This window comes from Micromonospora sp. NPDC003776 (assembly GCF_053605645.1).
Window position 1 is genome coordinate 1 of record NZ_JBSGJR010000249.1, and the last position, 9,381, is coordinate 9,381.

12 protein-coding genes are annotated in these 9,381 nt (G+C 71.4%); 5 read left to right on the top strand and 7 right to left on the bottom strand.

Annotated elements, in window-relative coordinates:
* Nucleotides 1-36 precede the first annotated feature (36 nt).
* Together ACWEVO_RS20165 and ACWEVO_RS20170 are read right to left on the bottom strand one after the other, a co-directional pair.
* Nucleotides 37-1,119, bottom strand: a complete 1,083-nt coding sequence (locus ACWEVO_RS20165) for a hypothetical protein (RefSeq protein WP_452309061.1) — start codon at nt 1,117-1,119, stop codon at nt 37-39.
* A complete protein-coding gene (locus ACWEVO_RS20170) occupies nt 1,116-1,682 on the bottom strand; it encodes an RNA polymerase sigma factor (protein WP_452309062.1) in 567 nt (188 codons plus the stop codon). Before ACWEVO_RS20170 ends, ACWEVO_RS20165 begins: the two co-directional genes overlap by 4 nt.
* 126 nt (nt 1,683-1,808) lie before the next feature.
* Between ACWEVO_RS20170 and ACWEVO_RS20175 the strand changes: the two genes are divergently transcribed.
* The 3 genes from ACWEVO_RS20175 to ACWEVO_RS20185 all read left to right on the top strand — a co-directional run bounded on the left by ACWEVO_RS20175 (nt 1,809) and on the right by ACWEVO_RS20185 (nt 4,378).
* Complete coding sequence (locus ACWEVO_RS20175) at nt 1,809-2,315, top strand: SigE family RNA polymerase sigma factor (protein WP_452309063.1); 507 nt, start codon at nt 1,809-1,811, stop codon at nt 2,313-2,315.
* On the top strand, nt 2,312-3,694 hold the full coding sequence (locus tag ACWEVO_RS20180) for a hypothetical protein (protein WP_452309064.1): 1,383 nt from the start codon (nt 2,312-2,314) through the stop codon (nt 3,692-3,694). Before ACWEVO_RS20175 ends, ACWEVO_RS20180 begins: the two co-directional genes overlap by 4 nt.
* Before the next feature lie 102 nt (nt 3,695-3,796).
* The gene (locus ACWEVO_RS20185; RefSeq protein WP_452309065.1) at nt 3,797-4,378 is read left to right on the top strand and encodes a GNAT family N-acetyltransferase; all 582 of its coding nucleotides are present in this window, start codon (nt 3,797-3,799) and stop codon (nt 4,376-4,378) included.
* Nucleotides 4,379-4,412: 34 nt separating this feature from the next.
* On the opposite strand, the gene ACWEVO_RS20190 is transcribed toward ACWEVO_RS20185, so the two are convergent.
* Nucleotides 4,413-5,591 (bottom strand): GDSL-type esterase/lipase family protein, encoded by a 1,179-nt coding sequence (locus ACWEVO_RS20190; protein WP_452309066.1) that lies wholly within the window; start codon nt 5,589-5,591, stop codon nt 4,413-4,415.
* Between the two features lie 71 nt (nt 5,592-5,662).
* A complete protein-coding gene (locus tag ACWEVO_RS20195; protein ID WP_452309067.1) occupies nt 5,663-6,211 on the bottom strand; it encodes a YciI family protein in 549 nt (182 codons plus the stop codon).
* 88 nt (nt 6,212-6,299) lie between these two features.
* Between ACWEVO_RS20195 and ACWEVO_RS20200 the strand changes: the two genes are divergently transcribed.
* A complete protein-coding gene (locus ACWEVO_RS20200) occupies nt 6,300-7,211 on the top strand; it encodes a hypothetical protein (protein WP_452309068.1) in 912 nt (303 codons plus the stop codon).
* Between the two features lie 32 nt (nt 7,212-7,243).
* On the opposite strand, the gene ACWEVO_RS20205 is transcribed toward ACWEVO_RS20200, so the two are convergent.
* Both ACWEVO_RS20205 and ACWEVO_RS20210 read right to left on the bottom strand, forming a co-directional pair.
* Nucleotides 7,244-7,867, bottom strand: a complete 624-nt coding sequence (locus ACWEVO_RS20205) for a GrpB family protein (RefSeq protein WP_452309069.1) — start codon at nt 7,865-7,867, stop codon at nt 7,244-7,246.
* A 38-nt stretch (nt 7,868-7,905) separates the two neighbouring features.
* Entirely contained in the window at nt 7,906-8,547 is a 642-nt protein-coding gene (locus ACWEVO_RS20210; protein ID WP_452309070.1) for a GNAT family N-acetyltransferase, read from the bottom strand.
* 113 nt (nt 8,548-8,660) lie between these two features.
* Between ACWEVO_RS20210 and ACWEVO_RS20215 the strand changes: the two genes are divergently transcribed.
* Nucleotides 8,661-8,939, top strand: a complete 279-nt coding sequence (locus ACWEVO_RS20215) for a hypothetical protein (protein WP_452309071.1) — start codon at nt 8,661-8,663, stop codon at nt 8,937-8,939.
* Here ACWEVO_RS20215 and ACWEVO_RS20220 read toward each other — a convergent pair.
* Nucleotides 8,915-9,381, bottom strand: a 467-nt coding sequence (locus ACWEVO_RS20220) for a zinc ribbon domain-containing protein (RefSeq protein ID WP_452309072.1), incomplete at its 5' end; no start/stop codon positions are given. The genes ACWEVO_RS20215 and ACWEVO_RS20220 overlap by 25 nt on opposite strands.

Genomic DNA, 9,381 nt, shown 5'->3' on the forward strand with positions numbered 1-9,381 from the left:
CCGGCGCGGCCCCGGCCGGTGCCGCGGGTGCGACGGTCAGGCGCAGCCCAGCGCCTCGGCGTAGTCGGCTGACGGCTGCCCGGCGGCCACCTCGTCGGCCGTCTTCCAGAACACCTCCGGCCAGGCACCTTCGCTCTTCATCTGGTGCAGCACCCGCCACTTGTGGCTGCTGCGCAACGCGTCGGCGGCCCGCCGCAGTGCCGCGTCGTCGCCGGCGCGCTTCGCGCGCAGCCACTCGGTGATCCAGGCGCAGCCCACCCGGCCGGTCACCTGGGCGCCGAACTGGTAGGCGTCGTTGGTGCCGACGTCCCGCAGTGCGGCGACATCGAAGTTCGGCGGCAGCGGCACATCGGCCAGCACCTTGGCCGCCTGGTCGTCCACCCGTGCTGGCGTGACGATCTCCGGCGGGAGCGCGGCCAGCCAGGTGCGCACGTCAACGCGCACGATGTGCGTGAGAACCTCGTCGAAGTCCTTGCGGGACCAGGCGCTGCCGGTCCGGAGCTCGACGAAGACGCCGTCGCGGGGGCGGAGCATGACCGCGAAGTCGTGGTCGTTGTAGCGGAACAGGTCACCCGCCCAACCGTCCACCGTCACCGCCTCCGGCGTGCTGACGTGGAGTCGGTCGGCGTGGTAGCCGTCGTACTGGCCGGCCGGGTACCAGTTCATCTCCACCTGCCGCGCGCCGTTGCGGAACCCGATCGTCCCCTGCTGCGCGGCGAACCCGTAGACGGTGGTCACCCGCCACCCGGGCTGGTCGATGAGCAGCCGCGGGTTCTCCTCGGCGGCTTTCATCGCCACCGGCGAGTAGACGACGGCGGTGCCCGCCCCCGGCGTACCCGCAGAACCTGCCTGGTGGTCGTCGGGCCGCTCGGGCAGCTCGGTGGAGACGGCAATGACGCCGGTGAGGACCGCAGCCGCGGTCAACCCGACGGCGAGGCGGCGAATGACGCCGTGGCGCGGCCGGGGGAGCGGCGGCGCTGGTTCGACGACCCGATCGGACGTCGGTACGGACATGATCTCCTCCAAGAGGGCCTGCTTCGCCCCGTCGAGGTGCCCGATGACATCGGGCCGGTAGGGATCGGCGTCTCGAACCATCCGGTCGAGGTGCTCCTCGGTCATCTGCCCTCCTTCGGGGCTGACACGGTCAGGACGTCGAGTACATGTCCCGGTGGGCCGAGATCGTCACCGACGAGATCACGCAACCTGGCCCGCGCCCGCGACAGGCGGGTACGGACCACAGCGGAGCTCACCTGAAGGACCATGGCCGCCTCGCGCGGCGCCAGGCCCTCCCAGACGGTGAGCATCAGCACCTCCCGGTCGAGCGGATTCAGCCGGGCCAGCGCGGCGTGCACGGCAAGCCGTTCGGGGACCTGACTGCCCGGGTCGGCGCCGACGGCCGCCGCGATCCGTTGCCGCAGCCGCTCACCCAGCCGCTGCCGGCGGACACCGCTGCGATGGTGGTTGGCCAGCACGCGCCGGGCCACCCCGTACAGCCAGAGCCGCGCCTCGCCGTCGGGTGGTATCTCCCGCCTGCGCCGCCAGGCCACCAGGAAGGTCTCCGCGACGACGTCGGCCGCGTCCTCCGGGTGCTCGACCCGTCGCACGGCGTACGCCAGCAGCGGCGCGAAGTCGGCGGCGTAGACGCGGCGGAAGTGTTCCTCGTGCTCAGTCCCGGAGCTCACGTTCACCTCATGTCCGGTCGGACGCCGATCGTGACAGGCCCGGCCGGAAAGGTCCGGCGAAACTTCGATCAGCTGCCACAACCGAAACGGGCCTCGGCCCACTCCTAATCTGGGTGGGAGGCCGGATTGCGAAGTGAACGAGAGTACGTCGAGTACGTGCAGGCGCGCATGCCGTGGCTGCGACGGCTGGCGTACCGGCTGTGCGGGCAGTGGTCGGCCGCCGACGACCTGGTGCAGGAGTGCCTCGTGGCGCTGTACCGGCACTGGCGCAAGGCAGCGGCAGCGGACTCGCTCGACGCCTACGTCCGGGCGATGCTCGTCCACGCCTACCTCGCCGAGCGGGAGCGCTCCTGGACCCGGCGGGTCCGGCCGGTGGCCGAGCTGGCCGCACCGCCCACGACCCCGCTGGCCGGCGCCGAACACCGCATCGACCTGCTGACCGCCCTCACCAGGCTGTCCCGCGGACAGCGCGCCGTGCTGGTCCTGCGCTACTGGGAAGACCTCGACGTCGCGCAGACCGCAGCGGCGCTCGGCTGCTCGACCGGAACGGTCAAGAGCCAGACCTCGTACGCCATCGCGGCGCTGCGCCGCCTGCTGCCCAACTACGTGCCGGGAGGGTCGGACACCCCATGAGAGACCTGTTCGCCACCCTGCCCGACGACCCGCCGCCGCTGCCTTGCGGCTACCTCGACACCGTGCTCGCCCGGGGCCGCCGCTCCGTGCGGCGCCACCGGATCGGCGTGGCCGCCGCCTGGTCGGTCGTGGTGCTCGTGATGGCTGCCCTGGTCCTGCCCGGCGTCCGGATCCCCGTCCAGCCGGCCGCCCCGGCCGCGAAGCCGAGCCTGCCGGACCACTTCGCCGGGTACTCGATGTTCACCAGCACCGTCACGTCGGCGCCGCCGGGCCGCGCCATCGCGCTCTACGGCTACGGCAACGGCGAGGCGTTCAACATGTTCCAGTCACTGGTCGTCGGGGCGGACGGGGACACGTACCGGCGGGTGGACGCCATGGAGGAACGCAACCGGCCGTCGGCGCTGCTCGCGCCGGACGGCACCCGGGTGCTGCTCGGCGACGACCGCGGCGCGACCGCCGACCTGACCCTCGTCGACCTGACCACCGGCAAGCGCCGGTCCATCCCGCTCGGCGAACCGGTCGGCGTACGGCTGCTCGCCTGGTCCCCCGACGGCCGACACGTCGCCTACAGCGCGGCGCCGCTGACCCGCTCCGGCGAGTTCGGCAGCGTCAACTTCGTCGAGGCGGAGGTGGCCCGCACCGGCACGCTGCGGCTGCTCGACCTGTCGACCGGGCGCAGCAGCGAACTGCCGGCGATCAAACCGGCGTGGACGGCGGCGTTCGCGCCGGACAGTCGCCGCCTCGCCGTGCAGGTCGGTCAGACGGCCCACCTCGTCGACCTCGACGGCCGGGAGTACGGCAGCGTCCCCGTCCCGCGCGGACGGGAACTCGCGGCCGAGGTCGGCTGGTCGCCCGACGGCGCCTTCCTCGCCACCGTGCCCTGGCTGTCGGACGGGCCGTTCAACGGCAGCTCCGGCGGCGACACCGGCCACGGCACGTTCCTGTGGAAGGCCGGGGACGTCCAGTTCATGCCCTTCCCGGGTGGCGGCACGGCGCCCGCGCCGGTTCCGGACGTGGTGCAACTGCTCGGGTGGCGCTCGCCGGGCAGCGTGGTCGTCGCGACCGTCAACGACGCAGGCCAGGCGTCGCTGGCCGAGGTGCAACTCGGCGCCGGAGGCCGTCGCACCCTGGCCCGCTTCGACACCGGTCGCACCTGCGAGCTCGGCACCCAGAGCTGCCAGCTGTTCGATCTGCACGTCGCCACCGGTCTGCTGCCCGACCTGACGGTCCGGGACGCCGGGCGGCCGCAGCGCGGCCCGTGGCCGAGGGTCGTGAACGCGGTCATCGCCGTCGTGGTCCTCGGCGCCGCGTTCCTGCTGTGGCGCCGGATACGTCCGTCGGCTCGTGGCCGCCGAAAGCCAATGGATCAGACGGTATGAGCCGTTGGCCGGCCGGGCCGAGGGCCACGCCATGACAGCAGCCGGACGGGGGTGAAAGTCGAACTAGGATTTCGGGCACGGCCGCCGATCGGGGGAGCAATTGTGTCGACCGTAACCGCCGCCCTGTTCACCTGGCCCCTCGGCGACGACGTCGCCCTGATCCCGCGCACGGCCGCGCTCGCCGACGCACACTTCGCCCTGGTGCAGGCCAACTACCAGCGGCTGGCCCGCTGGTTCCCGGACGCCTTCCAGGAGCCGCCGACGCGCGACGGGGTGCGCGCGAACCTCGAACGGGCCGGCCGGGCGTGGCTCGACGGATCGGAGTTGCCGCTGTCCATCGCGGTGAAGGTGGAGGGCGGCTGGCGCCTGGTCGGCTGGGCCAACCTGGTGATCGACGCCCCGGCGCGGTCGGCGGAGGTGGGCTACTGGCTCGACGCCGGTTTCGAGGGACGCGGGCTGGTCACCCGGACCCTCACTGCCCTGCTCGACCACGCCTTCGGGCCGCTGGGCCTGGCACGGGTCGGCCTGCAGACCACCGCCGACAACACCCGCAGCCGGAGTGTGGCCGAGCGCCTCGGGTTCACCCAGGAGGGCATCCTGCGCGAATACGCGGCCTTTCCCGAGGAGCGGCGCGACCTGGTCGTCTACAGCCTGCTGGCCCGCGAGTGGCACACCGCGACGTGAGCAACGGGGCTCGGGTCGCAGTGGCGTCAGCGCTTCAGGAGTTCCCGGTCCCCGCGAAGGGCCCCTGGGGGCCGAAGGCGAACTCGGCGAACCGCTCGCCGATCCGCCGGTCCGCGGCCGGATCCGGGTGGAGCTGGTCGGGCAGCGGCAGCTCGGCGAAGTCCGCCTCGCCGTAGAGTTCCCGCCCGTCCAGGTAGTGCAGGTGCGGGTCGTCGGCCGCCCGCGCCGCGACGATCCGCGCCAGCTCCGCCCGGATGACGGTCAGCGTCAGCTTCCCGGCCGCCCGCTCGGCCGGGTCACCGGTGGCCTTGAACTGCAACTTTCCGGTGCTGAAGTCGGCGGCGCCGGGGCCCGGGGTGTCCTCCTGAATCGGGCAGAGGATGGCCGACACCACCAGCAGCGGCGTGTCCGGATGCCCCTCCCGGATGGTGTCGAGGAAGCCGTGCACCGCCGGGGTGAACGCCCGCAACCGCATCGCGTCGCTGTTCACCAGGTTGATGCCGATCTTCACGCTGATCAGGTCCGCGGGGGTGTCCCGCATCGCGCGGGCGGTGAACGGGTCCAGCTGGGCGCTGCCGCTGAACCCCAGGTTGATCAGCTCCACCCCGCCGAGCCCGGCGGCGATCGCCGGCCACGTCTCGGTGGGGCTCTCCGCGTCGGAGCCGTGGCTGATCGAGCTGCCGTGGTGCAGCCACACCCGGCGACTGCGGCCACCGACCGCCTCGACCGGCGCGTCGGTCCGCAGCGCCACCAGCTCGGTGATCTCCCGCTGCGGCAGCCAGATCTCCACATCCTTGTCCCAAGCCGGCAGATCCGTGAAGCGGATCGTGCCGACCGGACCGGGCTCGGTGTTCGCCGTGCCGGTGGTCATGTCGATGGTCAGCGTCCTGCCGCCGCGCACCGTGGCCCGGCCGGACAAGCGGCCGTCGACCAGCAGGTCGTACCGGCCGTCGGGGCGGGGTGGGGCGCCCTGGTAGACCATCTTCGTCGCCAGGACGTCCAACTCGATCCGGGTGGCCCGGGTGCGGAAGACCAACCTGACGCCCGACGGCATGGCCTCGGCCATCGCGACCTGCGGGTCGACGTTCTGCGCGCGGGCCCGGGCCGGCAGCCGGTGCGGCAGCACGCCGTGCTCGGTGCGTTCCAGGTCGAGCGCGCCGCGCAGCAGTTCCGCGGTGATCGGCGTGGTGATCCAGTCAGCGGTCGGTGCCATGATCCTCACCTTGCCAAATGCTGGCGCCGGCCGGTATCCCGGGGCTCGGCACGCCGCGGCGGCCAGCCAGGTCAGGACGGGCGCCCGCCGAATCGCCAGTTGTGGACCTCGACGTCGGCGTACCGGTTCAGGGTGAGCACGCTGCGCGCGGCGTCCGGGTCCGGGGCGCGGAGCAGCGCCGCCGTGCCGACCCAGGTGTCGCCGTCGTCGGACAGCAGCGGCCCGTACGCGATCAGGCCCTCCCGGTCGGCCGGCGCCGCGAAATCGGCGGGCTGGCCCGTGCCGAGGCCGAGCACCAGATAGCGGTTGCCGCCGGTCCGGCCGCCGGGAAAATCCCACATGGTACGGCCCAGCGTGTTGCGCCAGCGGCGCAGCAGGACGTCCCGGTACGCGCCGGCCTGGTAGTTGGGTTCGTCGAAGGCGAACCTACGGGCGGCGGCGGGATCGGGCAGGTCGACGATGTGCACGCTGCCGGTCGGCGTGCCGTCGTCGGTGAAGGTCGGACCGCGAGCGATCATTCCGTCCGAGTAGCGGTCCATGTACGACCAGTGCGCCTCCAGCAGCTCGCCGCGCAGCGTCGCGGAGCCGGGGCGGTCGCGGTGGTAGCAGAAGAACTCCATGCCCGCAGTCTGGCCTCCGGCCGGACATCGATGCGAACGGGTTCCGGTGGTGCCTCGACACGGGCGCCAGCTCTGCGAGGATCAGTCCGTGGTGGTGCCCGCGAGCCGTGATCTGATCCGGCGGATCGTGCTGGACTACGGATTCTGGGACGGGTATCTCGACCGCCCCTGGGAGGACTTCGACGACGACCCGCCCGAGCTGATGACGGAGCTTGCGCTCCTGACTGTCGGTGACCTGTCGTTGGAGGTTCGGATGCTGCAGAACCCGAACCTGATGACGCTCTTCCTTCGGCAAGGGGATGAGCTGCTGCCCGAGCTGGGCTACGACGACGACTGCGCCCAGTTCCTCCCCTGGACCGTCCGCTGGGTCGAGCTGGAGTACATCGCCCGGCTCGCAGCCCTGCGCGACCCGCAGTTGCGCCATCCGGGTCCGCTCCTCGCGCTGTTGTCACGCTTCACACCGCTGACCACCGACACGGAGTTCCGCGTTGCCCGACCGATGCTCGCTGTCGCGCTGAACCTGCTGACCGACGGACCGCCGCTGCCGGAGCCGCGGTTCGGCCCCAGTTTGCCCGAGCGGCTGGCGTACCAGCTCGATCACTGGGACTGCCGTTACGGAGGATCCGGCTATCGGTGGGTTTCCAGCGCCGACGGCTGGGCCCTCTCGGACGCCGAGGACGACATGGCACTCACCCTGCGCAGTCAGGACAGCAGCGAGTTTCCGTTCCCGCAGTGGGCAGCGTTCATGAACGACGTGGTGGCTGCCTACGACGCAACCGTCGATTCCGCCTGGCGGTCGCTGCCCGCTCTCGGTGCCGACAACAGGGAAGGTCCGAACCCCGCCGAACTGGCCGATCAGCTGGCAGCCGCCGGCTGCACTCATCCGGTCGTCCTACGCGCCCTGCGCGACCCCGTCGACCCGCTGGAGACCTTGTGGGTACTGGAGCTGCTCCACGGCGAGGAGCCGGGATCCCGCCTCGAACACCGCCCGGCCGATTAGGGCCTGCGCCTCGGCGTCCCAAGCGGTGAGCATCACCGGGGCTGTTCGGCTGCGGCCGGGCGAAGCCCCGCTCGCCGTAGCACCGAGATGATCGAGGTGGCTTTCTGCGCGTTGTAGGCGGACATGGACCAGGGATTGTCGGCGGCGGCGCGGCGCTTCTCTGACTCGTACAAGTCGCGGTCGTCCGGGTGGGTACGCAACCAGTCGCGGAAAATCAGGTGCCGTAGGTGCTCGTCGCAATCCGGCCCGAACACGTGCAGGTTCACCGTGTGGCCCTCGTTCCACAGGCAGCGATGCTGGTACCAGTCCGGTTCCCGGGTCCGCAGCGCATACCCAGCGGCGTCCAGTACAGGCACGTAGGCCACCTCGTCGGTCGGATCGGCCACGATCAGGTCGATGTCCAGCCGGTTCTTGGCCGCCAGTCCCGGCACCGCCGTCGACCCGACGTGCTCGACGGCGAGTGCGCGGGAGCCGAGCGCATTGAGAATCCGGCCCCGCTCGACGGCGTACAGCGCCGGCCACGCCGGGTCGTACGGCCTGATCGTGATCGCCGAGAGCGGAACATCGATGGGCCGGTCGCCCACCGCTGCGGCGGCGATGCGCTCGGGCGTGAGCGGAGTAGCCGGGTTCGGCAGTGGCGGCAAGCGCACACCCATGACCGTATCGCAGGACACAGACCCGATACGTTGGCTCCTCAGCAGCCGAACATCGGCCGGCACGCTGCGACCCCGTTCACCCGCACCGTCGGACGCTCCTGCTGGGTCCACCTCTGCCTGGTGAGCCGGAGCCGGTCGGACACGAGGGCCTCGTCGCCGCGGGCGTCGACCGAGATGCCGTCAGCCTCGTAGCCGAGCTTTCGGGACACCCGCTGGGAGGCGTGGTTGTCCTGGAACACCTCGGTGAGCGCCGCACGGGCGTCGAGGTGGTCGAAGGCCAGCGTCAGCAGACCGACGCGGGCCTCGGTGCCGTATCCCTTGCCGTGGTGGTCGATCCCCAACCACGAGGAGGTGGTGACCTCGCGGACCACCGCGAAGTCGCGGGCGCGCAGGGTGACCTTGCCGACCGGGTTGCCGTCCTGGAGGACGGCCAGTCCGAGGCTCCAGGCCGCCGCGCTCCATTCGGCGAGCTGACCCCAGTGGCCCTGCAGGACGGACCGCGCCCGGTCTTCAGGGCTGCCGTCGGTCCACGGGGTCAGGAACGGGCGTTCGTCGGGCCGGTGCACACCGTCGGCAGCCAGTTGGGCGAGCGTGGCAAGTTCCTCCTCCCTGGGCAGGCGGAGTTCCAGCCGTGGGGTGACGATGGTCAGGCCGTACAGGGGCCACAGCTCAGCAAGCACGGCCCCGATCATGGCGACCGAGCCGGCGCGGCGCTACCGCATTCGAGACGAGCGCCTGGCGGCGTAGGGTCGTCCGGTGACCGTGTACGACATCGCCGCCCACCCCTGAGGTGTTGCGGGAGCGCTGCAAGGCACTGGCCGTGCTGGAACGCGTCATCGACGGTGGGGCACCGTACTACGCCTACGACCCGGCCTGGGGCACGGATGAGGCGGCGCTGATGGGCAACGGCAGCGGCGACGAGTGGACGGTCCTCTTCACCGTCGACGGCGTGTTCATTCGGGTCTTCGACCACGAGTCGATGATGTCGCCCTACCGCGACCCGGACCATGAGTTGTGGCTCGGTCTGATCGACGGCATCCGTTACCTTCAGTGTGCTCTAGTGAGCTCGTGATTGGCAGTCCCGCCTTGCGGTGGGACGGTCCCGGTCTGACCGGCGGGTGCCGTGCCGGGTTGACGCTTCATGGCCACCGGCCCGCCGGGGCGGGTCTTATGGTCGGCTCCACGTCCTGCCACCGGGCCACTCCCGGCGGTGGTGACCTCATGCGCGAGGGCGGCGAGGTTACGCGCGGCGTTCAGGTCCCGATCGAGGACCAGGCCGCAAGAGTCGCAGAGGTAGGTTCGGACACGCAGCGGCAGCTTGGCTTTCACCGCACCGCAGCCCGAGCAGGTTTTGCTGGAGGGATACCAGCGGTCGGCGACGATGAGCTGGCCGCCGTTCCATGAGGTCTTGTAGGCCAGCTGGATCCTGCTGGCTAATTGGGTGTGTTGCGGCGCTTGCTGCCTAGCCGTGGATGCATGATCGATTTTGCGGCTTCGTTCCCCTCTGCAGCCGC